Consider the following 25,743-nt stretch of genomic DNA (forward strand, 5'->3'; position numbering starts at 1 on the left):
AGGGATATGTCATCGGGGAGTAGCAATAAGTCCGGGTTGCTGGGATCGCGCCTGGAAGCGGCGCGCGAGCTGGCGTTTGTGGGGCGGGAGGAAGAGGTCGCGATTTTCAACGCGGCGTTGTACGGCGGCGGCTGCAGCGTTCTGTACGTGCACGGTCCCGGCGGTATCGGGAAGTCGGCCTTGTTGCGGCGATTCGCGCACGTGGCCGCGGTGGCGGGGCGGTCGGTGTCGGCGGTGGACGGGCGCACGTTGGAGCCGTCACCGGCGGCGTTCGGGGCCGAGGCCGAGTTGGTGTTTCGTGATGCGGACGCGGTGCTGCTGGTCGACAACTTCGAACGCATTCAGGGCTTGGAGGGATGGCTGCGCGACCGGTTCCTGCCGCGGGTGCCCATGGGGGCGCTGGTGGTGATCGCGGGGCGATACGCGCCGGACATGCGGTGGCAGGCTGATCCGGGGTGGGCGGGGGCGTTGGAGGTGCTGGCGCTGCGGGACCTGCCGGCCCAAGACGCGCAGGCCCTGATGGACTCCTGCGGGGTGCCGGCCGAGTTGCGCGAGCCGCTGCTGGCGTTTGCCGGTGGTCATCCGCTGGCCTTGTTGCTGGGGGCGGCCGTGGCGGTGAAGGACGGCGCGGCCAGCAGGCGATGGATGCCGAATCAGGACGTGGTGGCCACGTTGCTGGATCAGCTGGTGGGCGAGCTGCCGTCGGCGGCGCATCGGCATGCTCTGGAGATCTGCGCGCATGCGCACATGACGACGGAGGCTCTGCTGCGGGCGGCCTTGCCGCAGGACGCCGGGACGTTGTTCAGGTGGTTGCGGCGGCTGCCGTTCGTGGAGTCGTGCAGTCTCGGGCTCTTTCCGCATGACGTGGTGCGGGAGCTGCTGGAGGCGGACCTGCGCTGGCGGGATCCCGAGGGGTATGCGGTGATGCACGACCGCATTCATGCGCATCTGGCGGACAAGGTGCGCACGGCGAGCGATGCGGACGTGCTCGGCGCGGTGGCGGCACTGCTCTACCTGCATCGCGGCAACGAGGCACTGACCGATTTCCATCGCTGCCGCGACGAGGGCGAGTTCCAGGAAGAGCTGCTGGGCCAGGAGGACGTCGGCACGCTGGTCCGGGTGGCGACGGCAGCGGAGGGCGCGGCCTCCGCTGCCCGCGCCGCCTTCTGGGCCGAACGTCAGCCGGAGGCGTTCCGCCTGTATCGACGGACCGAAACCGGCGAGCCTGTGGCCTTCTCCACGTGGCTGCGTCTGGCCGAGCTCGATGAGGAAGAGCTGGCGGCCGATCCCGTCGTGGCCGCGGCGTGGGCGCATGCGCGCGCTACCACGCCGTTGCGCGCCGGTGAGCATCTGGCGGTCAGCCGGCTATGGGCGCTGCCGCAGTATCGCAGGAATTCGTCGGTGATGGATTTGATCCAGTGGCGAATGATCGGCAATTGTCTGCGGGCCGAGCGGATGGCATGGTCGTATATCGCGATACGGCGGCCGGACCACGCGTGGGTGGAGCGGTTACGGCATTACGGGATGCGTGAGATCTGCGAGCAGCCGCGGTTGAGGGACGACGCCTACACCCTGTTCGTTCATGACTGGCGCGCGGTCCCGGCGCAGGCGTGGCTGGAGCAGATGAACCAGCAACTCGTAGCCGGTTCTGCCGACGGCCCGGATGCCGCGACGGAGGAACTGGCGGTGCTGTCCCAGACCGAGTTCGCCGAGGCGGTCCGCAAGGCGCTGCGCCAGCTGACACGGCCAGGCGCGCTGGCCACATCCCCGCTGACGCGCACCCGGCTGATCGCCGAGCGGGCCAGGCAGGACCCGGCCGGGCGGGACCCGGCCACGGCACTGGGTGACCTGCTCCGCCAGGCGATCGACGACCTGCGCGAGGATCCGCGCTCGATCAAGCTCCACCGGGCGCTGTCCGTCACGTTCCTGCACGGCACGCCCACCCAGGAACTGGCCGCCGAACAACTCGGTCTGCCTTTCACCACCTACCGCCGCCACCTGACGGCCGGCATCGAACGCATCTGCGCCGACCTGTGGCACCGGGAGCTGTACGGCACCACCGCGTCGTGAACTGTCGTCAGTCGGCCAGCGCGAAGCCGGCCGCTGCCTCCGCGTGCAGCCGGGCGCTCGGCAGCACCGGGATGGCGGTGTCCTTCTCACTGATCAACAGCTCGATCTCCGTGCAGCCGAGGATGACGCCTTCGGCGCCGTCGTCGGCGAGATCGGCGACTATCCGGGCGTACGCGTCCCTGGACGATTCCCGGATCACCCCGCGCACCAGCTCGTCGAAGATCACCCGATGGACCAGTTCCCGCTGCTCGCGTCGCGGGACGACCACGTCGAAGCCGTGGGCGGCCAGCCGATCCCGGTAGAAGGGCTGCTCCATGGTGAAGCTGGTGCCCAGCAGACCGACCTTGCGCATCCCCCTGGCGCGGACCTCCGCGCCCACGGCGTCGGCGATGTGCAGCACGGGCACGCTCGCGACCCGCGCCACGTCGTCGCTCACCCGGCTGAAGGTGTTGCTGCAGATGAGCAGGACCTCGGCGCCGAGATCCTCCAGTTTTTTGCCAGCGCCGGCCAGCAGCGTGCTCACCTCGTCCCAGCGGTCGGCGAAGATGAGGTCCTCGACGGTCGTGTAGTCGACCGACCAGATGAGACTGTCGGCGGAATGGCTACCGCCGAGTCGCTCGCGTACCCGCTGGTTGATGATCTGGTAGTAGATCACCGTCGATTCCCAGCTCAACCCGCCGATGAGACCGATAGTACGCATGGAACTCCGTTTCGCCAGCTTGTGCTGGCAGGCTAGACGGAGTGCCTGCTCATTTCGGAGACCAAAAGCTGTTCAGTCGTCCGGGATGCACGAAAATCTCGGGCCTGCTCCGCCCACACCGCGGCGAGATCCTCTTCCAGCGCCGGCCGATCCATCACGTGCCGGCGCACTCAATCCTCGCCGCAGGCATCGCGCACTGCCCGGAAGGCCGCCGGCTGTTCGGCGCTACGCAGACAGCCCGACTTTGTCAGCGATTCCGGCATCCCCGCCGGCGCGGTGCTCTGTGCTTGTCCTGGCCGACTGGGCGCGGCCGCCCCGGATACGCCGGGCGGCGTAGAGGGTCGTGTGCGTGCCGTTCGCTCACGCGCTGAGTTGCTCAGTGGGGTATCTTCTCTCCGGCCTCGATCGCGAAGGGGAGCCGGTTGGTCGACGGCGGCAGTGGGCAGATGGGGAAGTGCTCGCTGAACGCGCAAGGCAGGTTGACGGTGCGGTTGAAGTCGAGCATCACATTGCCCTCGCTGTCCGGGTTGGGGATGTCCAGGGAGCGGCCGGCCCCGTAGGTGGTGACGCCGCTGGTGGCGTCGGTGAAGACCGTGAGCAGCATTCCGTGTGAGCTGAGCACCTGGAGGGTGTGCTCGGTGCCCGCGTACTCGAAGTGCACCAGGCCGGGCGTTTCGTGGGTGTGGGCGCTCCAGTCGACGGAGTCGAGCGTCACGGAGGTGGGCGAGTCGTAGCGTTCGAGGCGGCCCGGGAACACCCATCGCGGGCTGGGCTCGTAGACGGGCACGCCGTCGAAGTCGCGTCGTGGCGGTGAGTTCGGATCGTAGGTCACGATCAGGTACGTGCCCCGGTAGGTGATGCCCACCTCCCGTTCGCCCACGGTGACCCGGAGGTCGTCGGGGGCGCCGGCGAGGGTGAACCGGCGTTCGGCGGTGAAGGTTTCCTCGCCGAACGCCATGGGGGTGCCCTGCGGATCGATGTGGATGGCGTCCCCCTGCTGCCACCACCGGCCGGGCAGCCCGGGATAGTGCCGCGGCGTGTCGTCGAGCCATTCGTGCGAGGTGGCGGCCAGCCAGCCCAGGGGCTGGGTGAGCCATTGCTCCCAGCCGGCCCTCCACTGCTGCCAGGCGCGTGTGAACTCCTGCGGTCTGGTGTCGCTGCCGATGATCGGGCTGGTGGGAACGTGGGCGTCGCTCATCGTGGTTCTCCGTTTTCTTGTATTTGTCGGTCAGTGCGTGGTCGTGGTGGGGCGGGCCCACGTGGCGAAGAGGGTCAGGGCGAGCAGGGGGAAGACGACCCCGGCGGTGAGGGCTGTGGCGATCGCCCCCGCCTCGCCGGCTCCGCCCGCGGCGGCGCTGCCGTACACGGTGGTCATCATGGCCAGGCCGAGCGCGCCGCCGAGCTGCTGCATGGCCTGGTTGAGGCTGGAGGCGGCACCGAGATGGGCCGCAGGCGCCTGGTGCATGATGACGGCGGTGAGTGGCGCGATGGTCAGCCCCGCGCCGAGGCCAAGCAGGACGAACGGCCCGAGAAGTCCGCTGGCGAAGGTGTCGGCGGCGTCGATCCGCGACATCCACAACAGCCCGGTGAGCAGGCCGAACATCCCGAGCGAGCCGACGATCCGCTCCCCGTGTCGCGTCACCATGCGGCTGGTCAGGATGTTCATGACGAGCAGCGCGGCGCTGAAGGGCAGAACGGACAACCCCGTCTGGAGCGGGGTGAAGCCCAGGGCGTTCTGGGTGAACAACGCGGCGAAGTAGAGAAAACCGGCCTGGCCCGCCGGGATCAGCATCATGGCCAGCAGGGGGGCTGCGCTGCGCATTCTCGTGAAGAACCCCAGCGGCACGACCGGGGCGGCGTGGCGCCGTTCGATGAGGACCAGGGCGAGCAGCCCGGCGATCGCCAGCGCGAACGAGACGAGGATCGGCGGGCTGGCCCAGCCCTGCGACTCGGAGTTGATGAGGCCGTAGACGAGGGCGGTCATGCCGGTCGCGGACGCGACGGCCCCGCCGACGTCCAGGCGGGCCGGCGCGCGGGGTGCCTCCGGCACCAGCAAGCGTACCCCGACGAGGACGACCAAGCCGATGGGGATGTTGACGAACATGACCCATTCCCAGCCCAGTGACGTGGTCAGCAGCCCGCCGAGGAGCAGACCGAGCGCGGCGCCGATGCTGATGGCCAGCACGAACACGGTCATCGCCCGGCTGCGCTGGGGCCCCGGCCTGGTGATCGACATCAGCAGCACTAGCGTGCTCGGGGCGGCGAGCGCCGCTCCCAGACCTTGCAGGACGCGGGCGGCGATGAGCATGGCCGGCGTCGTGGCCACGCCGCCCAGCGCCGAGGCGACGGTGAAGATCGACACGCCGATCAGCAACGCGCGCCGCGGGCCGATGATCGACCCCACCTTGCCGCTGAGCAGCACCAGCCCGCCGAAAACCAGGGCGTAGGAGGTGACCACCCAGGACAGGCCGGTCGCCGAGAAGCCCAGCGCGTGCCGGATCTGCGGCAACGCGACGTTCACCACGCTGTTGTCGATCACCAGGATGAGCTGGGTGAGGCACAACACGATGACCGCCGGGTAACGCAGCCGCTGTGCGGAGGGTAGGTGGTCGCCGCTCGCCGCCAGCCGTTGACCCGGCGGGACGACGCGGTCGTCGCCCGGATCGTGGCCGGTGCTCTGGAGGGGTTGGGTGCTCACCGTAAGCGTCCCTTCTGACTGTGGCCAGTGCTGACTGTGTTCGGCGCCTGGCCGGCGTCGCACGGCTGCGAGTCTGCGTCGGCCCCGGACACGGACGCACGAAAAATTGCCGACCCGGCAAGAGACGCCCCGGGGGAATTCGAGCGCATCCGTGGACGGTTGACGCCATGGCTGGACGTGGACCCGCGTCCGGCGCTTGCGTTCCCCGTTGCCGAACCAGCAAGGATGGCCACTGTGGACGACGATCTCGACGCCGCGCTGACGGCCCTGGGGCCGAGGCTTCGGCGGATGCGCCGCCATCGCGGCCTGACTTTGGCCGACCTGGCCGCGGAGACCGGCATTTCGGAGAGCACCCTGTCGCGCCTGGAGAGCGGCGGGCGGCGGCCGAACCTCGAACTCCTCCTCCCGCTGGCCAGGGCCCACGGCATGCCATTGGAGGAGCTCATCGGGGCACCGCAGACCGGCGACCCGCGCGTCCACCTGCGGCCGATCCAGCGCCACGGCATGACGTACATCCGGCTGACCCACAGGGCGGGCGGCACTCAGGCGTACAAGCTGATCATTCCCGGTGCGACGGGCCCTACAGAGCCCGATCCGCAGCGCCATGAAGGCTACGAGTGGCTCTACGTGCTCAGCGGCCGGCTACGGCTTGTGCTCGGTGGCCAGGACCTCATCCTGGCGCCTGGTGAAGTGGCCGAGTTCGACACGCATGTCCCGCACTGGATGGGGAACGCCGGGGCCACGCCGGTCGAGGTGCTCATCCTGTTCGGGCCCCAGGGGGAACGCGCTCACGTACGTGCCCGGCCGCGCCCGAACGGCGGCTGACGCGCGGGGCCTCCCCGAGGCCATCGAGCAGGCGCACAACGCGAATACATCCGCGACCCTAAGCCGAAGCGGTTCCCCTCATTCGGGCAGGACGCGCGCCCGAGTCGGCCGCGAGCCGAACCGGGTCTCCGCACCGGAACGTCGCTCGGCCGCCTCCCGGCCCTCCGTGTTCTGGACCGGCTCGATCAGGTCCTCTATCGTGCAGTCGAGAATGTCCAGCAGGGCCATCAGCAGGCGCAGATTCAGCCGTTCCGGCCGCTCGGCAACCAGCCGGTAGACCTGGCTCTGCGACAGCTGGAAACCCCGTTCGGCCAGGAGCGGTCGTAGGTCGGTGGTGGCGTACATGCCGCGGCCGGCCATGACGGCGCGGAGATGCCAGCGATAGTCGAACGCCGCCGTCACGCCGTTGCCTCCGCCGAACGGACGCAGGTCGCGGTCGTCGCGGCGAGGCGATGCCCGACCTGCTTCTGGACGAACGCCAGATCGGCGCCGTCCTCAAGGAGATGGGCCATGTACGCGCTGCGCATGCAGTGCGGCGTCAACGCCTTGTCCAGGTTGAGCGCGTCCCGGTAGGCCGCGAACCGATCCTCGATCTCCCTGATCCCCAAGCGGCTGCCCCGCTCGGTCAGCCAGAGCGCGGGCTCGTGGTTGCCGCGGTATCGAGGCCGGATGTGGTCCAGATAGTCCTGGACCGCCTCCACCGCCCACGGCATCAGACTGACAACTGTTCGCCGCTGTGGCGGAAGGCCTCTGATCGGCCTGCCGGATGTGACGCGTAGGGAGCCGAACCGGCCCAGCTCCAGCGCGTCGGCATGGGGGTGGAAATCGGATACGTCCAAACAGGACGCCTCCGAGCAGCGCAGCCCCCAGGCGTACATGACCTTGAAGACGGTGGCGTCCCGGTAGCGGGTCAGCGCCCCTTTGTGGCCCTGGCGCAGGGCCACCTCGACCTGGTCGTCGGCATGATCGAGGAAGATCTGGATCTCCTCGCGGGTCATCGGCCGGCGCGCCGGGTCGCCGTGATGGCCGACGAGGTGCACGTCCGTGTTCCAGTCATGGAAGACCTGCGCGGGGGCTCTGCCGAAGCGAGCCTCGCACTCCAGCAGCCACCCATGGTGTGGCGAGGTGACGTAGTCACAGAAGAGCCGGAGCGCGGTCTGATAGCGGCGCACCGTCGACTGTGCTCTGCGCCGTTCCCTCAGGTGAGTGATCCACCTGTCGACGTGCTCGGGTGACCACTGCCACGGGTAGGCGGCGGCGAACGTGGCGAACCGGCGCACCGCCTTCTCCCGGAAGATGAGCGTTGTCGGCTGGAGCCGCCCGGTGCCGCCCTGCTGTCGCGACCACCCTTCCAGCATCGCCTCGAAGACGGCGTCCGCTTCGCTCAGCTCAGCGGCACTACTCTCCATCTGCTCCCCGGATCTCGCATCGGACGTATGTGCCCCTCGGCGATGCGCCGGCGGTCAGGCGCCGGCCAGCGCACGGGCGCAGGTGCTGAGCCCGATCTCGCTGGAGGCTTTGACGAGCACCACGTCTCCCGGTTCGAGCAGTGCGGTGGCCAGCCTGAGGGCGGCGGCCGCGTCCTCGACGGTATGGACGGCCACGCCCTGGTTCGAGGACTGCGCTGCCTCGGCCATCGCGAGCGGATCCCCTGCTCCGACCGCGATCAGCACGTCGAAGCGGAGGTCGGCGACGAGCCGGCCCATCTCCGCGTGCCGGGCGCGGGAGGCGTCCCCCTGCTGGCCCATCGCGCCGAGCACGGCGACGGTACGACGGGTGCCGGCCAGGGCCTTGGCCGCCCGCAGCCCGGCCCGCATGGATTCGGGGTTGGCGTTGTAGGCGTCGTTGACGATGGTGATGCCGTCAGGTCGTTCGACGATCTCCAGCCGGCCCGCGGAGCGCCGCCGTGCGGCGTTCAGCCCATCGGCGATCTCGGCGACGCCCAGGCCGAGTGCGGTGGCGACGGCGGCGGCGGCCAGGGCGTTGCTCACCTGATGCTCGCCTATGAGGCCGAGCTCGACCCGGGCGCGGCCGGAGGGCGTCACCAGCTCGAACGCGGCTCGCGCGCGCTCGTCCAGCCGCACGTCCTCGGCTCGCACCGCCGCCTTCGCCGACCTGCCGTACAACAGGATCGGGGCCTGGGTGCGACCGACCATGCCCATGACGTACGGGTCATCGGCGTTGAGCAGCGCGAACCCGTCCGCCGCAAGCGCCTCGACCAGCTCGCCCTTGGCCTCGGCCACATCGGCCGGCCCGCCTCCCATCCGCTCCACATGCGCGGTGCCGACATTGAGCACCAGCCCGACCTGGGGCGGTGCCAGCCCGGTCAGATACCTCAGATCCCCCTTGCGGCCCGCACCCATCTCCAGCACCAGGTACCGGGTGCCGGCATCGGCACGCAGCACGGTCAGCGGCAGCCCGAGCTCGTTGTTGAACGACCTGTCGGTGGCGACCGTCGGCGCGTGCCGCTCGAGCACCTGGGCCAGCAGGTCCTTGGTCGTGGTCTTGCCCACGGACCCGGTCAGGCCGATCACGGTCGGGCTGAGGCGTTCCAGCACATGCCTGGCCAGCAGGCCGAGCGCGAGCTGGACGTCCTCGACCACGAGGGCGGGCACCCCGACGGGCCTTGCGGCCAGCACCGCGACGGCGCCCCCCGCGACGGCGCCGGCCGCGTAGTCGTGCCCGTCGACGTTGGCGCCGACCGTCGCGGCGAACAGGCCACCGGGCACCACCTCGCGGGAGTCGACCGCCGAGGGCGCCGTCACCAGCGCCTGCGGGTCGCGCACGTCAGACAGGCTCGCGCCGACGACCCGCGCGATCTCCTTCAGCGTCATGGGGATCATGAACCGCTCCTGGCGAAGGCGAGGTCGATGAGGCGGCCCAGCAGGTCCGGGTACGCGACACCGCTTGCGGCCCAGGCCCTGGCGTAGACCGAACGGGAGGTGAAACCGGGCATGGTGTTGATCTCCAGCACGTACAGGCGTCCCGTGTCCTGCTCATAGAGGAAGTCGACACGCGCCAGGCCATAGCCACCGATCGCCCGGAAGACGCGCAGGGCCAGCTCACGCACCTCCTCGGCCACCCGTTCCGGCAGCACGGCAGGGATGGTGGCGATCTCGGCCCGGCTGAGATACTTGGCCTCATAGTCGAGCCAGTCACCGGGCACGATGAGCTCGCCCGGCACCGACACATCCGGCGTGTCATAGCCACCGAGCACGCCACAGATGAGCTCGCGCGCGCTCACGCCCTGCTCGACGACGACCACCCGGTCGTAGCCCAACGCCAGCTCCACACCCGCGCGCAACTCCTGCATGGAGGTGACACGTGAGATGCCGATGGAGGAGCCCATGTTGGCCGGCTTGACGTACATCGGCCAGTCGAGCGACTTCACCAGACCCCAGTGGTCGGTGGTGGTACGCCATTCATGCTCGGTGAACCACACATGCGGGGTGAGGGGAATGTCCTCCGCCAGGAACGTGCGCCGCATCGCCACCTTGTCCATGCCCACTGCCGAGGCCAGGACGCCGCAGCCCACGTACGGGATGCCCAACGCCTCCAAATGACCCTGAACGACGCCGTCCTCACCGAACGGCCCGTGCAGCACGGGAAAGACCACGTCCACCAGATCGCGTCGCAACTCCACCGGCCACCTGCCCTGCCGGTCGATGATGACGGCGACGGGCTCGTACAGATCCCTCGGCAGAGCATCGAGCACAGCCCGCGCCGACTGCAGCGACACCTCATGCTCGGCGGACGGCCCACCCGCCAGCACAGCCACGCGCACGCGTTCAGTCACGATCAATCAGCCTTCCTCAGTAGCACAGGCCAAGTGCCGCCAGCGGCACGGTGTACGTCATTGCAGGACGAGCCTGCCGAGTATCGGCCTTTCGCCTGACCAGTTCCCAGACCATTCGCTGTCCAGTTCCTGGCCGACGAGCACCCGCTGTGGGCCGCGCTCGGGTGGCCGCGTAAGTGAGCACGCCGCCCTCCTGCCCGGCTCGAACCGCTCGATGACGCTGTTCACCGGGCAGGAGCTTGATTGCGCCGTGGCCCTACCGTCGCTGACGTCGACGCGGCGGCCGACCTCCTGGCTGACCAGCACCGAGCACGATCAACGGAATGCGGGGCGGCACCGGAGACGGGCCGCCCCACGAGTACAGCTGCAATTCTCCTTGGACGAGGCCGAAGATGTAGGGGCGGGTACCTCGGTCGTCGTTGACGGCGACGACACCCACCGGCTGGTCGACTCCGCCTTTGATAGGGTCCACTTCCACAGCCCGGCGCCCTGGGGGGGCGGTCGTCCACAGGTGGCGCCAGTCGAATATCTAAGTCCAGCGCCCCTGCCCGGGGTCCACGATGCGAACGACTGCTGATGGCGTCGTGGGCAGGAAATGGGCACCGAATGGACTGTCGAATGGTCACCGGCGTGGGGAAGACTACTCGCCAGTAGATCATTTCCGGAATTCCCAGAAGAGGTCATGAGGATATCCATTTGCAAGGCCCTGACCGCCGGCGGGCGATGCTGGAGGGCGGAGTGATCACGGTAGCTCTTCGCCGCAGGGCATAACATGGCCGGTGAGATGGTGGAAAGCCCGGTTCTAGCCGATCGGGCCGACGGGGTCGTTCCCGGTTTTGCTGATCGCCTCGCCGAGACCCTGGAACAGGGCTACCGCCGCGCCATGATCGTGTCTCTCGCCCGGCGTATGGCGGCGCTCCTGCCTGGCGCCCGGGTCAACTGGTTCACCGCGAGCGTGTCCGTGCTGGCGATGGCCTCCTGGCCCTACCTCGCCGATCTGGCGCTCGTGTTCGTGGCGCCCGATCAGGCCTTCGACAACGTGCCGACCACCGTGTACATCATGTCGACGACGGTCGTCTGCGCAGCCATGCTCGCCCTGGCCTGGGGCGCCTGGAGGCATGCCGAGAAACTCGTCGCACCGCTCGGCGACCTGGTCGCCGACTCGCCGGAGAGGGAAAAGCTGATCGGCTGGCTCCACCGGTGGATGAGAGTGTCCGGCCAGCTCCTGTCCGCGTTCGCCGGAGCCGCCGTCTCGACGATGATGCTGGTGCTCACCGCACTGCAACCCGGCGACGCCATCGAGCCGAACGCGGCCGTCTATCTGCATAACTGCTGGATGGGTTTCCTCGGCGGCAACACGCTCTACTGGCTCATTACGGTGGCCGACCTGCCTCTGCGCCTGCGCACGTACACGCAGCTCCGCCTGGCGTGGATCGACCCCGCCGGCACGTCCGCGATCGTGCGGCTGTGCCACTGCTACGCGTTGGTCTCAGCCGCCATGGCGCTGGGCGTCGTCAGCATTGAGGCCGCAGCGATCGTACTGGCCTCCCAGAACTCCGGGCCCTACCTCGACGCCTTCCTGCTCGGCTTCCCGGTACTGGCCGCCGGGATCGCCCTGTACGTGGGCGTCCAGCCGTACGTGACGTTGTCCCGGATGGTGCGCCGCCACCTCGACGAGGTGATCTCGCCGCTGATGGCGCCTGCCGGTAGTCCGTCCGACGCCCTTGCCCGCGTGGGCTGGTCCGAGGAGGACCTCAAGGCGTACGCCCACTTCGGTACGCTGCGCACGCTGCCGATCAGGACGGCGGCAATCCTGCAGTACGTCCTGGGCATCCTGGCCTCACTGATCGTCTACTTCTTGCAGCAGACCTTGTCCTGAGACAGGTGCCGACGCCGTTCTCACCCCGGATCAACGTGCACCTCACTTACCTAGTGGCCCACTTCCGCTCGGGAGAGTGGCGAAATCACGGCCTTCTTGAGCGCGGCGAGGCCTTCGGCGGTTAGCACGGCGGCGCAGAGTGATGTGCGGCGCGGCGGCACGGAAGATGTCGTGGACGGGCGGGCCGCCACGTGCCAGGCGACGGTCTCGTCCCCGGCGTCCGTTCCGCAGGCCGTCAGCGCGTTGACGGCCAGCCGGTCGCCAACCTGCCAGCCTTCGACATCGTCGCCGACCGCGTCGACGCGTCCGGCGATCTCGTGCCCGGTCACCAGCGGGAACGGCACGTTGGGGAAGGCAGCGCCGACGAAAGCCGCGTCCGAACGGCAGACGCCACAGGCCTCGATTGTCAGGCGGACGTGACCCGGGTTCAAGATGCCGGCCTCCCCACGCACCACCAGCACGCCGCTGCGTCCGTCCCGCGCCTGGGCGAGTAACCGTTCGACGACCTCACGCTCGGCGCGTCGACCTCGAAGCATCGTCCGGTTCCCCCCCGCGGGCGTCAACCCGTGTCCGCCAACATCGCTTTCCGCCCAAGACTAGGCGATCCCCGCCGAAGCACTAATAGGCGATCGTCGCCGATGCGAACAGCGCCAGCCCGCGGTGAGGGTGATACCACGAGTCCTGCCGTCGCAGCTTGCATCGGCTGCGGCCGTTGCGCCGATCGACGGTGGACGCGCCAGCAGAGCCGCTCAGTTCGCACCGGAAGGACGACCATGTCGACCACCGTCAGCCTCTCCATAGCCGCTCGTAATCTGATCAACGGACAGTGGAGTGACGCCGGCTCCCTGCACGAGTCGATCAACCCCTCTACCGGTGACGTCGTCGGCACGTATGTCTCAGCGGGCCGCGCCGAGGCGCAAGCCGCGATCGCCGCCGCACGCACCGCCTTCGACACCACCGACTGGTCCCGCAACGCGTCGCTGCGAGCCCAGGCACTCAACGAACTGGCCGACCGGCTCGCCGAACGCGTCCCTGACATGGGCCGTACTCTGGCCTGGGAGAACGGCAAGCTGCTCGCGCAGACGACCTGGGAGGTGTCGCTCTCCGTCGACTGGCTGCGCTACAGCGCCGCCTCCGCGCTCACCCAGATCGCCGGCCGAGCCGGCGAACCCCAGCCGGGTACCTACTTTTACTCGACCCCTGAGGCGATGGGGGTCGCCGGCATCATCGCACCGTGGAACTCCCCGGTGATCCTGCTGGTCCGTGCCCTCGGGCCGGCGATCGGCGCCGGCTGCACGACGGTGGTGAAGATGCCCGGGCAGACCGCCCTGACCAACGCTCTGTTCGCCGAGGCCGTCGCCGCCACCAAGTCCCTGCCCGCGGGTGTGGTCAACATCCTCACCGAGGCAGGCAACGAGGTGGCACCGTTCCTGGTCGAGTCGCCGGACGTCGATGTGCTCAGCTACACCGGCAGCACGCACGTCGGGCGCGCCATCGCCGCCGCGGCCGCGCCGACGCTCAAGCGCGTCAACCTCGAACTGGGCGGCAAGACCCCGATGATCGTCTTCGACGACGCCGACCTGGACATCGTGGTCCCGCAACTGGTGATGAGCTGCATCCTGATGAACGGGCAGTTCTGCTGCACCGGCTCGCGGGTGCTCGCTCAGCGCGGCATCGCCGATGAGCTGCGTACCCGGCTGGCCGCCGCGCTGGAGGCGGTCAAGGTCGGGCCCGCGGAAGATCCTTCCAGCCAGCTGGGGCCGCTGATCGACAAGGCCGGCGTCGCCAGGGTCGACCGCATCGTCGCCGAGGCCGCCTCCTACGCCAAGGTCATCGTCAGGGGCGGCGCCGTCACCGATCCCGAAATGGCCGGCGGCGCGTTCTACCGCCCTTCGCTGGTTGAGGTGGAACGGCTCGACGTCCCCTTGGTGCAGCAGGAGGTGTTCGGCCCGGTCCAGACCTTCGAGATCTTCGACGATGAGTCCGACGCACTTCACCGGGCGAACGCCACGGAGTTCGGCCTGGCCGCGTCCGTGTTCACCCGCAACGACATCCGGGCCCGCCGAGTAGGACGCAACCTCCACTTCGGTGGAATCTGGATCAACACCTGGGGCGTGCTCTCCGAACACTTCGAGCAGGGCGGCTTCAAGCAGAGCGGGTACGGCGTCCTGTGCGGGCCCGCGGCCATCGCCGAATTCCAGAACCTCAAGACGTACGCGACCGCCGCCCCGCAACTGGCATAGAACTCTGTGCCCCAGGGCCTCCCGCCTTTGCTTCCAGCAACACTGTCCGGTGAGCAGGTCAAGCGACAGTGTCGTATTTCTTCACCCACCAGCCAGGGTGAGTCAGCTGGCGGCCGCTGCTGTCAGCAGGCTCTCCCGATGCGCTCGGTTCATGGCCATCAACTCATCGAGGGCGTCCCGCGTGCGCATGAGGTCGGTGATGTGCTGGGAGAGCCGTTGGCACTCCCGCGTCATCCGCTCCAGCGCAGCGTCGGAGTTCTCCTGGCTGGGCAATACGACGCAAGGCAGCAGCTCGGCGATGGTGCGGCTGCGCACCGGCCCGAAACGCGTGTTGCGATGCGGCCCGAGATCCGGGCACCACGGAGATAGGAGTCTCATGCGATGAGCCTTTTCAGCAGCTATCAGCTCGGTGATCTGACCTTGCCCAACCGGGTGGTGATGGCCCCGATGACGCGGATCCGGGGCCGCCGCCGGTGGTCTGGCGACGCCATCGATGGCGACGTACTACGCCCAGCGGGCGACGGCCGGGCTGATCGTGAGCGAGGGCGTGCAGCCGAGCTTGGTCGGGCAGTCCAATCCGGTACGCCCGGCCTGTACACCGATGAGCAGGCCGCCGCGTGGCTCCAGGTGACCGACGCCGTGCACGCCAACGGCGGCCGGTTCTTCGCCCAGATCATGCACGGCGGACGCGTCTCACATCCCGACACCACCGGTATGCAGCCGGTCGCGCCTTCGGCTGTCTCGGCCGTCGGCGATGTGTTCACCCCGACCGGGCCGCAGGCCGCGCCGACGCCGCGTGCTCTGGCGACGGCCGAAGTGCCTGACCACGTCCAGTCGTACGCCGAGACCGCGCGCCGCGCCATCGACGCCGGCTTCGCGGGTGCGGCAGGCGTCATCGCCGCCACCGTACGCCTGGTCCAGCCATCCCCTCGAGTAAAGGAGCAGATCTGATGATCTACCACATCACCCGCATGACCCTCCGGCCCGGCGTGCCCGCCGACAAGGTCGAGGAGGCCGTCGAGAGCCTGCGCAACCAGGGCCGGGTCATCCCCTCGGTCATCTCGTTCGTGGTCGGCCCCGACATCGGCGGCGAGTACGAGTGGGGCGCCACCTACCTCATCAAGGATCTCGACGGCTACTGGACGTACCTCAAGCACCCCTCCCACCGCCACACCGACGAGATCGGACTCCCCCTGGTCGACAAGTTCGTCTCCTTCGACATCACCGACGACCCCGACCCCCAGATCGCCGAGAAGATCGCCGCGCTGCACCAGCGCCGCTACGACGAGGACCCGGCTCTGGCCAAGCTCGTGTCCAACCTGAACTCCTACACCGGCAGCAGCGCCCCCGGGCCGCATGCCAAGTGACGGCTGAGCCACGGCCGGTGACCTTACCGCAGACAAGCCATGTCCGAGGGTCTTGGAAGGACCGTCTGTGGCGGGGCCACTCGCCACACATGGTCCCCGCACGCACAACGGCGCGTTCCGCAGAACGCCCCAGGGCACCATAACGATCAGGGCGGGCGTACTCCAAGGCGCTGTTCAAGTAGTGCCTTGCGTTTCCCGGGAAGTTCGGCTCGATTCCTTCCGGCCGCGGTCATTGACCGAATTTTCGATCGTGCGAGCGGTGACGATGAATGAGCTGATCGCCTGTTCGTCCAGGTCTCGAGTGGATATCTCCTCCAGCGTGGCCCACATGGCCTCGATGGGTTCGCGCATCGCCTGGCCGCGGTCGGTGAGCCAGACGTTGAGCGCCCGCCGGTCGTCCTCGTTGGGCCGGCGGGTGACGAGGCCGGCTTCCTGCATACGGCGCAGTGATTTCGACACGGTGGAGTGGTCCAGGCCGACGCTGTCCAGCAACTCGGACTGTGTCTGGCCGTCCCTTTCGAACAGTTGCATCAGTAGCAATTCCTGGCCGGGATGCAGGCCGAGGGCGCGGAGCATGGCCGCTGCGGTCGCCCGGTGGGCCCGCGCCAGCGCGAAGATGGCGAAGCTCAGGTGTCCGGCGCGTGCAGCGTGTGGTGGCTGCGTGTTCGTCACGGCGTTGACCTCCTCGGATCTGCGGCGGTCCCTCGAACTCTAACTTATGTTGCCAGCCACGTAAATCTGGGCGTAGATTTTATGTGGCTAGCCACACGATGACGGCCCGGCTGGCCGCATCGCCCTGACACGCGGCGATACCGCCGCACTGAGAGAGGAACCACGATGGTCCTGTTCACACCCGATGACACGGCAATCCTGCTCATCGATCACCAGCTCGGCACCATGAGCTGGGTAGGCTCGGCCGACCATGACGAGGTCAAGGCCAACGCGCTCGCGCTGGCCAAGGCCGCGGTGGCGCTGGACATGCCGCTGATCCTGACCACCTCGCTGGAAGATCACGCGCAAGGGCCGCTGCTGCCCGAGATCGCCGAGATCGCCCCCAAGCAGTTCGAGGAACGCATCCAGCGCACGGGCGTGGTCGACGCCATGGACGACCCCGCCTTCGCCGCCGCGGTCAAGGCCACCGGCCGCCCCAACCTGATCATCGCCGGCGTCACCAACGACGTCTGCACCGTCTACCCCACCCTGACCGCCCTCCAGCAGGGATACCGCGTCCAGGTCATCGCCGACGCCGGCGGATCGATGACCAAGCCGGCCGACGACATCGCACTGCGACGCATGGAGAAGGCCGGCGCCGAGATCGCCTCGACGAACATGATCCTCACGCAGCTGGCCCGCAGCTGGTCCTCACCGGCCGGCCAGAAGCTCCTCCCCATCGTCGGCGCCCTCATCCCCACGTCATGAACACTCCACACGACCCGGCGCCCGACCCGGTCTCGAGCCGGGTCGGCGGCCCGGTGCCCGACGGGTTCGAGCACACCACCGTCACCGCCAACGGCATCACCCTGCACGCGGTGATCGGCGGCTCGGGCGCACCGGTGCTCCTGCTGCACGGCTGGCCCCAGACCTGGCGGGCCTGGCGGCACGTCATGCCGATCCTCGCCGAGCACGGATACCGGGTCATCGCGCCCGATCTGCGCGGCCTCGGCGACAGCACCCGCGCCTCCGGTGGCTACGACAAGGACACCCAGCCGAGGACATGCGCGCCCTGCTGCACCGGCTCGGCATCACCGGCAAGGTACGCCTGGTCGGGCATGACATCGGCGGCATGGTCGCCTTCGCCTACGCCCGCCGCCATCCGCAGGAGGTCGCGCGGCTCGCGCTTGTCGAGCTGGCTCTGCCCGGACTCGGACTGGAACGCGCGATGAACCCCGCCACGGGCGGCTCCTTCCACTTCGGCCTGTTCATGACATCCGAAGTGCCGGAACTGCTCCTGGGCGGAACCGAGCACGCCTTCCTGACCTGGTGGTTCAACCGGCTGGCCCACGTGACCGCCGCGTTCCCGCCGGAGGAGATCACCGCCATCACCGCCTCCTACACCGGACGGGAGGCTCTACGCGCGAGCTTCGGCCACTACCGCACCCTGCTGCAGGACGGACGGGTCAACCAGGCCTGGGCCGAGGGCGGAGCCGGCCTGCCGATGCCGGTCCTGGCCGTCGGCGGCGAGCACAACGCGGGCAACCGGCTGGCCGAGGCCCTGCGCCCGATCGCACCACACCTGTCTGCGGCGGCCATCAAGGACAGCGGGCACTTCGTCCCCGACGAACGCCCCGAAGACTTCGCCCAGCAACTGATCGCTTTCCTGACCTGAGGAAGAACATCATGAGCATTCCGTACCTGGCCCAGCCCGAGCAGCAACAGAAGCTGGAATGGCTGGGCGGGAGCACCTTCTCCGTCCTGCTGGACGCCGCCACCACCGGCGGTCAACTCACCGTCGGGCGATTCGACGCCCCCAAGGGCGAGGCCCCGCCGTTCCACCTGCACACCAGCGAAGACGAAGTCTTCATGCTGATCAAAGGCACCGCCCTGCTCTGGGTCGGCGAGCAGGAGCTGGAGCTGTCCGAGGGCGGCATCGTCTACCTGCCCCGCAACATCCCGCACGGCTACCGCATCACCTCCGACCGCGCCGACCTGCTCCTGATCGCCACACCTGCCGGCATCGAGGGCATGTTCCGCCAGGCCGGACGCGACGCCTCCACCCCGAGACCCGAGGGCTTCGAGATCTCCAAGGACGCGCTGGCCGCGGCGGCCGACGCCTACGGCCAGATCACCGTCGGCCCACCCCGATAAGGAAAGCACCATGAAAGCAACCGCGTCATCGTCATGACCGGAACGGCGAGAGGTATCGGCACGCCACTGACCGCGCGCTTCGTGGACAACGCTGACACCCTCATCGCCACCGACCTCAGCGCCGAGGCACTGAAGCGGCTGGCCGAGCGGATGGACCACCACAGCGCGCTGCATACCGTCGCGGCCGACCTCTCCGCAGAGCCGGGCGTCGCGCGACTGGCCGAATTCGCCCGCCACGTCGCCGGTCATGTCGATGTGATCGTCAATGCCGCCGGCCATTTCCCGCTACAGCCGTACGAGGAGATCACCCCAGGAATCCTGGCGCCGCGTGCTCGACATCAACCTGACCGGCCCCACCGCTCGACACGTCGCTCACCAGGACCGGCGAGGTGTCGGGCACGCCCCCACGCCGGCCAGAAGCCTAGCCGTGCCCTCGGGCGCCTCCACCGGGAAGTGATGGCTGCCCAGCTCGACGAGCACGATGTCGAGCCGGTCCCCGTAACGGTCGATCGCTTCCTGCGTCACCAGGTCACGGATCGCGAACACGGTGATCGGCTGCTTCGTCTCGCGCAACGCCGCGTCCATGTCCCAGCGCATGAGCCCTTCGATGGAACGCAGCCCCGCGGGCTGCCGCACTGCGACCATCTTCTCGAAGTACGCATCCTTGAGAGCCGGATCGGTCCCCGCCGGCGAGCCTCCCTCCACGAGGCCCCGCACCCCTGCGGCGAAGTCCTCACGGAACAGGCGCAGCATCGCCTCCGCCTGTTCGTCGCTCATCGCCGGGAACAGGGACAGATAGTGCAGCGCGTCGAGCGCCACCACCCGCGAGATCGTGCCGGGGAGCAGCCGGCCGACCTCGACGGCGACCGCCCCGCCGAGGGAGTGCCCGGCCACGACCGCCGTGTCCACCGACTCGGCCTCCAATACGGCCGCCACGTCGCGGGCGAACTCCTCCATCGTCCAAACGTCCCGCGTCGACCGCGACTCGCCGTGCTCGGCGAGGTCGATCGCGAGGACGCGGTAGTTCTCGGGCAGATGGTCGATCACCGCGTCGAAGTCGCCGCGGTCGCACGCCCAGCCGTGGATGAGGGCCAGGGTCGGCCCTCCGGCCGGGCCGCTGGCCGTGTACCGGATGGTCGTGTGGTCGGATCGCTGGACCTCGAGGTTCTGCCTGGTCCTGCTTGCGTTTGTCACGATGTCTCCTTGTTACGCATCATGGATCGATTGGTGTGATGAAAACGACGGTCGCTGGATCCCGTGCAGCCGGCCCGGCGCTTCACGTGCACGTGACCATGACGGTGCGGCGCTTGGCCCGTAGCTGGTTCAGGCGCAGGACGAAGGCGGAGAACGTGATCATCACGATCGCCAGCGCGTAGATCATGGTCGCGGTCCTCAGTCCCAGGGCGGTGACGGCGATTCCGCCGAGTACGGCCGGGACGCTGTTGCCCAGGTAGTTGATGACGTTCGCCAGGGCGAAGACCGCGCTGCGCTCGTACGGCCTGGCGATCCTGGCGAACGTACCGAACGTCGCCAGCACCGACGCGCCGAAGCCGAGCCCCGCGACGATGGTGCCGGCGGCAGCGAGCCAGACGAGGTCCTCGGTCGTCCCGCCGAGTGAGATCAGGGTGCCGAGCCCGAGCATCGCGGACGAGGCAGCCAGCAGCGAGGACGCGGGCCGGGAGCGGAGCAGGAAGACCGCGAGTGCTCCGGTTCCCGCCAGGAGCGTCACGACGACGCCGCCGATCAGGTGGTTGTGCAGCCCCAGCAACTCGGCCGCGACGGACGGGCCGAGCGAGAGGTACATCCCGGCCAAGGCCCAGGTCGCGACCATCGCCGGCACCACCGGGACGATGTCAGCGCGCAGGTGCGCGGGCATCGCGACCCGCGGGCGCAGGGAGGCGACGGCTCCCGGCCGGCGCAGCGACGTCTCTGGGATGAGGGCGACGACCACCGCCGCCAGCAGCATTCCGCCGAGCAGCAGCGCGTAGACCAGCCGGGTCGGGGCGGGGCCGAACTCCACCAGCACGCCACTGCCGAGAGCGCCGGCAGCGAGCCCGGTCAGGGGAGCCACCGAGGTGACGACGCCCGCCCGCCCCCGTGACGGCTCGAGATCGACCAGAGTGGCGCTCAGGGTGGTCGTCGCCGCCCCGGTCGCGATGCCCTGCAACACCCGGGCGGCGGACAGGACGAGCACGTTCCCGGCGACCAGGAACAGGACGAGCGCGATCACCTCCAGCGCGATCGCCGCGGCGAGCACCGGCCGGCGGCCGAGGTGGTCCGACAGCGCTCCGACGACGAGCAACGAGCCCAGCAGGCCGAAGACGTAGAGGGCGAAGACGACCGTCAGCACCCACGCCGTGAACTGCCACTGCTGCTGGTAGATGACGTAGATCGGGGACGGGGCGCTGGAAGCGGCCAGGAAGAGGACAAGGATGGCGGCCACGGAAGGGAAGGCACCCTTCCACGGCACGCGGTGCGGACCGCCGACGGGCGGTGCGGGGAGGTCAGAAGACCCAACAGACATGGACATCTCGCAGTGATCGTTGCGTTAGTGGCCTCAACGTACCACAAACGCATCGATCACTGCGACTATAAAGCAGCGATCAATGCAATAATGGCCACATGTCCCCTACGACCACCTCGCCCCGCACCGAGAGCCGGCCCGGCGGCCGCTCGGCCCGAGTCCGCGCGGCCGTCCACCAGGCGGTCAAGGAACTGCTCACCGACGAGGCCGGCGAGCTGACGATCCCGGTGATAGCCGCCCGCGCAGGCGTGCACGCCACCACGGTCTACCGCCGCTGGGGCTCCGTCGGAGAGCTGCTCGCCGACGTCGCGACCAGCCGCTTCTCCGGCGACATCGTGGTGCCGGACACCGGAAGCCTGCGCGAGGATCTCGAACGCTTCGCGTCCGACCTGGCCAAGGACCTCAGCGACCCGGACACCCTCACGCTGGTACGCGCCATCGTCGGCACGGGCGGAGAAGGCGCCAGCGTTTGCCGCGCGGAGCGCCAGCGACAGCTCGAAGCCATGCTCGAACGGGAACAGGCACGGGGCAATGAGACACCGTCCATCGAACGCGCCATAGACGCCCTGCTCGCCCCCCTCTACTACCGGGCCGTCTTCACCGACCGGGCCCCTACTCCCGAATGGGCATGCACCCTCGTGTCGCACCTGCTGCCCGACTGACAACAGCCACACCGCCAGCCGCCGACCGGGCGAACATGCGCAGCAGGTCGTGGACGCGCACCTGGTCCGTCACCGGCGACCCGGCGACGCGCGGTCTCGTTCGCGCCGGCGATCGCCGGGCTGCTCGCCCTGGTCCTCATCGAACGGCGCCACGCCGTCCCGGTCGTGCCACTGGGCTTGCAGGCGGGGTTGTCCGTTCTGCCTTCCACCGCCGCGCTGCTCGTCACACCTGTCTACCCGCCGCCTGGTGCCGCGGTACGGGAGGCTCCCTCGGGACATCCGCCCTTCGCTGGAGGTTGGTGTGAATATCGCGAATCGACACCGCCGACACCTTCGCCGACGGCCTGCTCGGGCCGTTCGTCCTGCTCGGTCTGGCCGTGATGACCGCGTACGCGGGCACCGAGCACACCCTCCAGGGGCTCAGCTCAGCACGACGATCAGCTCCAGCATCCGCCGCACGATCATGTAAGCGAGGGACGACAGCACCTCGTAAGGCTCCCAGACCGGCCCACGCCGCCGCCGACAAACCCCAGCTCACACCCCAGGCTTGAATTCCTCGAGCGGCCCAGGTAGCGGAGGAGGCGGGGACGGTTCTGCTCTGCGCGAAGCCGGCAGAACTCGAACGCGCCGTCTGCCTATGGTGAGGCATGGCCTCCTCCATCCCGCCGCTACGTCCGGTCGATCGGACCGCCCCCAAGCCGTCTCCGGCTCGCGAGCCGCTGTGGCGGCACGTGCTCGGTGAGCGTCTGAGAGGTCTTCGTCACGAGCGGGGCGAGAAGCTGAGCGAGACGGCAAGTCGCGCCGGAATCTCGCCGCAATATCTCTCCGAGATGGAACGAGGCATCAAAGAGCCGTCAAGCGAAATGATCGCTGCGGTTGCCGGCGCGCTGGATGTGACCCTGGTCGATCTGACCCTTGCCGTTGCCGAGAGCTTGCGGTCTGCTCAGCACAGCGCGTCGAGAGGTGCTACCTGCTCGGTGGCGTATGCTCTGGCCGCGTAGCGCGGCTTGCCGGGGTTGTCCACGGGCCTATGAACGCTCCTCGATTATCTGATCGACGAGCCCGTACTCCAAGGCCGCGGTCGCGGTGAACACGCGATCGTGATCGGTGTCGGCACGTAGGGTCTCGACCGTCTGGCCGGTGTGCCGTGACAGTATGCGCTCGATGTCTGCCCGGACACGTACGACCTCGTCGGCTTGCAAGATGAGATCGGGGATCGTTCCGCGCCCTTGAGCGGCCGGTTGGTGCAGAATTATTCGCGCGTGCGGGAGAGCGGCACGTTTTCCTTCGGCACCCGCGGCGAGAAGGACGGCACCCACCGCGACAGCCTGTCCAACGCAGGTTGTCGAAACCCGCGGGCGGATATAGCGCATGGTGTCGTATATCGCGAGCATTGCGCTCGGGTCCCCGCCTTCGCAGTTGATATAGAACTGTATTTCGCCATCGGGGTTGTCTGACTCCAGGAAAATCAGCTGCGCGATGAGCGCGTTCGCGACGCCCGCGTCGATCGCGGTGCCCAGATACACGATTCGCTCGGTGAGCAGATGCGAGTAAACGTCCATGATCCGCTCGCCACGAGAATTCTGAGCGATGACGTTCGGGATCGTATATGTGGTCACTGGCGGACTCCTTCGGTGACGCCGAATCCGGGCCGTGGGCGATTGTAAGGCGCGATTTCGTCGAAGTTCTGCACGATTGCGTCTATGAAGCCGTAGTCCAGTGCCTCTTGCGCTGTGTACCAGCGATCGTGCAGAGAATCCTCGAATATGCGCTCGACGGGCTGACCCGTGTCCTCGGCGATAAGTCCGAGCACCGTGTCGCGAGTATGCCGAAGGTCGCCGGCCTGCAGTTCGATGTCGACTGCGGTGCCACCGATGCCCGCCGAGCCTTGGTGCATCAGGACACGTGCGTGCGGCAGGGCGCGGCGCTTCCCTCGGGCCCCCGATGACAGCAAGAATTGCCCAGCGCTGTAAGCGATGCCCAGCACGAGGGTCGACACGTCACAGGGAATGAGTCGAATGATGTCGCGGATCGCAAGCATCGATGGAACCGAGCCGCCCGGAGAGTGAATCCACAATGCGATATCGGAGGACGCATCCTGCGTGGCGAGTGCCATCAGTTGCGTGGCCAGCAGCGTCCCATTGTCGTCATCGAGAGGGCCGTCGAGAACGAGAACACGCTGCTCGTAGAGCTCGCGTCTTACCCGCGCGTTGAACAGCGGAAGTTTCGATTCTTCGCTCATGCGTCCATCATGTGAGGCGATCCGGATCGGCGTCGACACGATCCGCCTGGGGCAGATCTGCTCTGAGCAGAGAGAACTCCTGAGCAGGGACAACTCGATTTCCGGCCCGGTTCGTACCACTGCGTCCTGGAATCGAGCGGGCGAGTGGTAGGAGATCGATAGTCGGCCGCGTTGGGATCACACCGACCGGCTCTCTGGCTTGCGGCGTTGTCGCGGCTGATACGCCACCGCCGGTGGGCGGACTCATTCCCCGTCACCCCAGTGACGATCTTGCGCTGGCACCGCATCCTCGTAGCGCGCAAGTGGACCTTCACCGACAGGGGAGGCCCGGGACGGCCCTGCACTGACGGCCTGTCCCGCTCGAAAACTCGGTTTCGAGCGGGACGAGGCGTCGCAGGCAGTTCTCGCCGGAGTTCAAGGAAGAAGAATCCGGATGGTGCTGGAGGGTGATCGGACGGTCGCATCGGTGGCGCGGGAGTTCGAGATCAACTGCCGGCCGGTGCTTCCGCAGGGCGGTGGCGGCACCGGCCGGTCAGGGAGGAGCGTCAGGTGGCGAGGGTGGCCACCGGCTCCAGGTCGTACGTGCGGGCGTAGCCGTTCTCGGTGCCCACGAGCAGGTCCACAACGTCGAAGTAGCGGTCCCAGAAGGGGGTTTCGCGCAGCGCGTCGATCAGCAGCCGGTAGGCGCCGTGGTCGTCCGCTTCCCAGACCCAGATGTCGGTGACCCGCGCCGAGTAGAACTCCGTGTCGTAGAAGCGGGAGCGGACGCCGCGGGTGCGGGCCTCGATCACCGGGACGACTTGGGTGGTGAAGGCCTGGACGCGTTCGGCCACGGTCATCGCCAGCCACTCGGGCGTTGTCTTGACCAGCATGAACGCGGTGACCGGCGGCTCGGTTCGGTCAGTGGGCATCGACTGCCTCCGGTGTGGCGAGGACGGCGGGCTTGAGAGTCTGCGCGCACCACTGCGCGAATCCGGTGGCCGGGCCCGCCTGCGGCGAGCGGTCGACGCCCGAATCCAGGCCCTGGTCCTTGGCGCGCTTCATGTCGACGACGCCCTCGACGAACGCCTCGTTGAGGCCGTAGCCGAGCAGGGTGGACCGCAGCTCGTCGAGCGACTGGCGCTGGTAGCGGACCGGACGGCCCAGCTCCTCGGTCATGATGCGGGCCAGGTCGTGGGGCGACAGGTCCTGCGGGCCGAGCACCGGAACACTGCCGACGCCGGTCCAGGAGCGGTCCAGCAGCAGCCCGGCCGCCGTCGCGGCGATGTCGGCGACGGCCACCAGTGGGGCCGGGCGGTCCGCGGCGACGGTGTCGGTGAAGACGCCGTTCTCGCGGATCGAGTCGGCCTCCTCCAGCAGATTCTCGAAGAAGGACGGGTTGGCCAGGGCGCGGTAGGCGACGCCGGAGCCGGCGATCAGGTCGTCCATGGCCAAGGAGGCGGTGACCAGCCCGGCCTGGGCGGCGTGCGGGGTGCCGCGGCCGAGCGCCGAGACGCCGACGACATGGCCGACGCCGTGGGCGGCGAACGCCCGCACAGCCGGGCGGGTGAAGCCGCTGTACGCCTCGTCGGGCGTGACGGAGGCGTCCGGCGGCACCAGCCAGAAAACGGCGTCGGCCCCAGCGAAGGCGCGCTCGACGGTCGCGGCGTCGCCGTGCGAGCCGGTGACCACCTCGACCCGCCTGCGCACGGCCTCGGGGAGCCGGGCAGGATCGCGGACCACGACGCGCAACTCCTCTCCGTGCGCGGGCGCGGCCTCGACCAGCAACGGCAGCAGCCGCCGGCCGATGTTCCCGGTGGGGGCGGTAATGACGATCATGAAAACCTCGCGGTCTGTGTCGGATCGGTACGCCCCCTGATAGTGCAGACCCGAACCGCATTGCCACAATGGGAACTTCAGCATCCAATCATTGCCCGAAACGGAATAATGCCG

Annotated in this window: 26 protein-coding genes and 3 pseudogenes; 13 read left to right on the forward strand and 16 right to left on the reverse strand. The window is 68.6% G+C overall.

The genetic code is table 11. The features are described 5' to 3' along the window. The first annotated feature begins 36 nt into the window (after positions 1-36). Positions 37-2,070 carry an ATP-binding protein gene (locus ACQPWU_RS47190; RefSeq protein ID WP_433432646.1) on the forward strand — a complete coding sequence of 678 codons (2,034 nt, stop codon included), beginning with the start codon at positions 37-39 and terminating at the stop codon, positions 2,068-2,070. A gap of 7 nt (positions 2,071-2,077) precedes the next feature. On the opposite strand, the gene ACQPWU_RS47195 is transcribed toward ACQPWU_RS47190, so the two are convergent. From ACQPWU_RS47195 to ACQPWU_RS47205, 3 genes are all read right to left on the reverse strand, one after another. Further along, on the reverse strand, positions 2,078-2,770 hold the full coding sequence (locus tag ACQPWU_RS47195) for an aspartate/glutamate racemase family protein (RefSeq protein WP_433432648.1): 693 nt from the start codon (positions 2,768-2,770) through the stop codon (positions 2,078-2,080). Positions 2,771-3,146: 376 nt separating this feature from the next. After that, positions 3,147-3,968: a DUF1684 domain-containing protein gene (locus tag ACQPWU_RS47200; protein ID WP_433432650.1), complete on the reverse strand. Its 822-nt coding sequence runs from the start codon at positions 3,966-3,968 to the stop codon at positions 3,147-3,149. 30 nt (positions 3,969-3,998) lie between these two features. Beyond that, positions 3,999-5,468 carry an MFS transporter gene (locus ACQPWU_RS47205; RefSeq protein ID WP_433432651.1) on the reverse strand — a complete coding sequence of 490 codons (1,470 nt, stop codon included), beginning with the start codon at positions 5,466-5,468 and terminating at the stop codon, positions 3,999-4,001. Between the two features lie 234 nt (positions 5,469-5,702). Between ACQPWU_RS47205 and ACQPWU_RS47210 the strand changes: the two genes are divergently transcribed. After that, entirely contained in the window at positions 5,703-6,293 is a 591-nt protein-coding gene (locus tag ACQPWU_RS47210) for a helix-turn-helix domain-containing protein (protein ID WP_433432653.1), read from the forward strand. A gap of 78 nt (positions 6,294-6,371) precedes the next feature. On the opposite strand, the gene ACQPWU_RS47215 is transcribed toward ACQPWU_RS47210, so the two are convergent. From ACQPWU_RS47215 to ACQPWU_RS47230, 4 genes are read right to left on the reverse strand one after another with little or no spacing between them, the layout of a single operon-like run. After that, positions 6,372-6,695 carry a helix-turn-helix domain-containing protein gene (locus tag ACQPWU_RS47215; protein WP_433432655.1) on the reverse strand — a complete coding sequence of 108 codons (324 nt, stop codon included), beginning with the start codon at positions 6,693-6,695 and terminating at the stop codon, positions 6,372-6,374. After that, positions 6,692-7,702, reverse strand: coding sequence for a tyrosine-type recombinase/integrase (locus ACQPWU_RS47220; RefSeq protein WP_433432657.1), 1,011 nt, complete (start codon positions 7,700-7,702; stop codon positions 6,692-6,694). Before ACQPWU_RS47220 ends, ACQPWU_RS47215 begins: the two co-directional genes overlap by 4 nt. 54 nt (positions 7,703-7,756) lie before the next feature. Beyond that, positions 7,757-9,136 carry a UDP-N-acetylmuramoyl-tripeptide--D-alanyl-D-alanine ligase gene (locus ACQPWU_RS47225; protein WP_433432659.1) on the reverse strand — a complete coding sequence of 460 codons (1,380 nt, stop codon included), beginning with the start codon at positions 9,134-9,136 and terminating at the stop codon, positions 7,757-7,759. Beyond that, positions 9,133-10,089 carry a D-alanine--D-alanine ligase family protein gene (locus tag ACQPWU_RS47230; protein ID WP_433432661.1) on the reverse strand — a complete coding sequence of 319 codons (957 nt, stop codon included), beginning with the start codon at positions 10,087-10,089 and terminating at the stop codon, positions 9,133-9,135. The genes ACQPWU_RS47225 and ACQPWU_RS47230 overlap by 4 nt, the downstream gene beginning before the upstream one ends. Before the next feature lie 784 nt (positions 10,090-10,873). Here ACQPWU_RS47230 and ACQPWU_RS47235 point away from each other — a divergent pair. Then, positions 10,874-11,968, forward strand: a complete 1,095-nt coding sequence (locus ACQPWU_RS47235) for a hypothetical protein (protein WP_433432663.1) — start codon at positions 10,874-10,876, stop codon at positions 11,966-11,968. 50 nt (positions 11,969-12,018) lie between these two features. Here the strand turns inward: ACQPWU_RS47235 and ACQPWU_RS47240 are convergent, their stop codons facing one another. Beyond that, on the reverse strand, positions 12,019-12,429 hold the full coding sequence (locus ACQPWU_RS47240; protein WP_433432665.1) for an alcohol dehydrogenase catalytic domain-containing protein: 411 nt from the start codon (positions 12,427-12,429) through the stop codon (positions 12,019-12,021). A 312-nt stretch (positions 12,430-12,741) separates the two neighbouring features. Here ACQPWU_RS47240 and ACQPWU_RS47245 point away from each other — a divergent pair, with 312 nt between their 5' ends. Next, on the forward strand, positions 12,742-14,211 hold the full coding sequence (locus tag ACQPWU_RS47245; RefSeq protein ID WP_433432667.1) for an aldehyde dehydrogenase family protein: 1,470 nt from the start codon (positions 12,742-12,744) through the stop codon (positions 14,209-14,211). 102 nt (positions 14,212-14,313) lie between these two features. On the opposite strand, the gene ACQPWU_RS47250 is transcribed toward ACQPWU_RS47245, so the two are convergent. Next, positions 14,314-14,589 (reverse strand): hypothetical protein, encoded by a 276-nt coding sequence (locus tag ACQPWU_RS47250; protein ID WP_433432669.1) that lies wholly within the window; start codon positions 14,587-14,589, stop codon positions 14,314-14,316. A gap of 3 nt (positions 14,590-14,592) precedes the next feature. Between ACQPWU_RS47250 and ACQPWU_RS47255 the strand changes: the two are divergent. Beyond that, positions 14,593-15,093 (forward strand): annotated as a pseudogene (locus ACQPWU_RS47255) (alkene reductase); the annotation flags it as partial. Positions 15,094-15,161: 68 nt separating this feature from the next. Beyond that, positions 15,162-15,578 (forward strand): Dabb family protein, encoded by a 417-nt coding sequence (locus ACQPWU_RS47260; protein ID WP_433432670.1) that lies wholly within the window; start codon positions 15,162-15,164, stop codon positions 15,576-15,578. Between the two features lie 174 nt (positions 15,579-15,752). Here ACQPWU_RS47260 and ACQPWU_RS47265 read toward each other — a convergent pair whose 3' ends face one another. Then, on the reverse strand, positions 15,753-16,250 hold the full coding sequence (locus ACQPWU_RS47265; protein ID WP_433432672.1) for a MarR family winged helix-turn-helix transcriptional regulator: 498 nt from the start codon (positions 16,248-16,250) through the stop codon (positions 15,753-15,755). Positions 16,251-16,415: 165 nt separating this feature from the next. Here ACQPWU_RS47265 and ACQPWU_RS47270 point away from each other — a divergent pair, with 165 nt between their 5' ends. The 5 genes and pseudogenes from ACQPWU_RS47270 to ACQPWU_RS47290 all read left to right on the forward strand — a co-directional run. Beyond that, complete coding sequence (locus ACQPWU_RS47270) at positions 16,416-16,997, forward strand: isochorismatase family protein (RefSeq protein ID WP_433432674.1); 582 nt, start codon at positions 16,416-16,418, stop codon at positions 16,995-16,997. Then, a pseudogene (locus tag ACQPWU_RS47275) lies at positions 16,994-17,260 on the forward strand (alpha/beta fold hydrolase); the annotation flags it as partial. The gene ACQPWU_RS47270 and the pseudogene ACQPWU_RS47275, both read left to right, overlap by 4 nt. A 32-nt stretch (positions 17,261-17,292) precedes the next feature. Next, on the forward strand, positions 17,293-17,904 hold the full coding sequence (locus ACQPWU_RS47280) for an alpha/beta fold hydrolase (protein ID WP_433432676.1): 612 nt from the start codon (positions 17,293-17,295) through the stop codon (positions 17,902-17,904). A gap of 11 nt (positions 17,905-17,915) precedes the next feature. Further along, a complete protein-coding gene (locus ACQPWU_RS47285) occupies positions 17,916-18,383 on the forward strand; it encodes a cupin domain-containing protein (protein ID WP_433432678.1) in 468 nt (155 codons plus the stop codon). A 33-nt stretch (positions 18,384-18,416) separates the two neighbouring features. Then, positions 18,417-18,680: pseudogene (locus ACQPWU_RS47290) on the forward strand (SDR family NAD(P)-dependent oxidoreductase); the annotation flags it as partial. A gap of 75 nt (positions 18,681-18,755) precedes the next feature. Here ACQPWU_RS47290 and ACQPWU_RS47295 read toward each other — a convergent pair. Then, a complete protein-coding gene (locus tag ACQPWU_RS47295) occupies positions 18,756-19,577 on the reverse strand; it encodes an alpha/beta fold hydrolase (RefSeq protein WP_433432680.1) in 822 nt (273 codons plus the stop codon). An 82-nt stretch (positions 19,578-19,659) separates the two neighbouring features. Further along, a complete protein-coding gene (locus ACQPWU_RS47300) occupies positions 19,660-20,826 on the reverse strand; it encodes an MFS transporter (RefSeq protein WP_433432682.1) in 1,167 nt (388 codons plus the stop codon). Between the two features lie 179 nt (positions 20,827-21,005). Here ACQPWU_RS47300 and ACQPWU_RS47305 point away from each other — a divergent pair, with 179 nt between their 5' ends. Together ACQPWU_RS47305 and ACQPWU_RS47310 are read left to right on the forward strand one after the other, a co-directional pair. Beyond that, positions 21,006-21,569: a TetR-like C-terminal domain-containing protein gene (locus ACQPWU_RS47305; protein ID WP_433432684.1), complete on the forward strand. Its 564-nt coding sequence runs from the start codon at positions 21,006-21,008 to the stop codon at positions 21,567-21,569. A 647-nt stretch (positions 21,570-22,216) separates the two neighbouring features. Continuing rightward, the gene (locus tag ACQPWU_RS47310; RefSeq protein ID WP_433432686.1) at positions 22,217-22,570 is read left to right on the forward strand and encodes a helix-turn-helix domain-containing protein; all 354 of its coding nucleotides are present in this window, start codon (positions 22,217-22,219) and stop codon (positions 22,568-22,570) included. 27 nt (positions 22,571-22,597) lie between these two features. Here the strand turns inward: ACQPWU_RS47310 and ACQPWU_RS47315 are convergent, their stop codons facing one another. The 4 genes from ACQPWU_RS47315 to ACQPWU_RS47330 all read right to left on the reverse strand — a co-directional run bounded on the left by ACQPWU_RS47315 (position 22,598) and on the right by ACQPWU_RS47330 (position 25,629). Then, on the reverse strand, positions 22,598-23,188 hold the full coding sequence (locus ACQPWU_RS47315) for a ClpP family protease (protein ID WP_433432688.1): 591 nt from the start codon (positions 23,186-23,188) through the stop codon (positions 22,598-22,600). Next, positions 23,185-23,811, reverse strand: a complete 627-nt coding sequence (locus ACQPWU_RS47320; RefSeq protein ID WP_433432690.1) for a ClpP family protease — start codon at positions 23,809-23,811, stop codon at positions 23,185-23,187. The genes ACQPWU_RS47315 and ACQPWU_RS47320 overlap by 4 nt, the downstream gene beginning before the upstream one ends. A gap of 545 nt (positions 23,812-24,356) precedes the next feature. Beyond that, the gene (locus ACQPWU_RS47325; RefSeq protein ID WP_433432691.1) at positions 24,357-24,722 is read right to left on the reverse strand and encodes a darcynin family protein; all 366 of its coding nucleotides are present in this window, start codon (positions 24,720-24,722) and stop codon (positions 24,357-24,359) included. Beyond that, complete coding sequence (locus tag ACQPWU_RS47330; RefSeq protein ID WP_433432693.1) at positions 24,712-25,629, reverse strand: NAD(P)H-binding protein; 918 nt, start codon at positions 25,627-25,629, stop codon at positions 24,712-24,714. Before ACQPWU_RS47330 ends, ACQPWU_RS47325 begins: the two co-directional genes overlap by 11 nt. Between the last annotated feature and the right edge of the window lie 114 nt (positions 25,630-25,743).

Origin of the sequence: Nonomuraea sp. CA-141351 (assembly GCF_050944675.1) — a bacterium.
Classification (GTDB): domain Bacteria; phylum Actinomycetota; class Actinomycetes; order Streptosporangiales; family Streptosporangiaceae; genus Nonomuraea.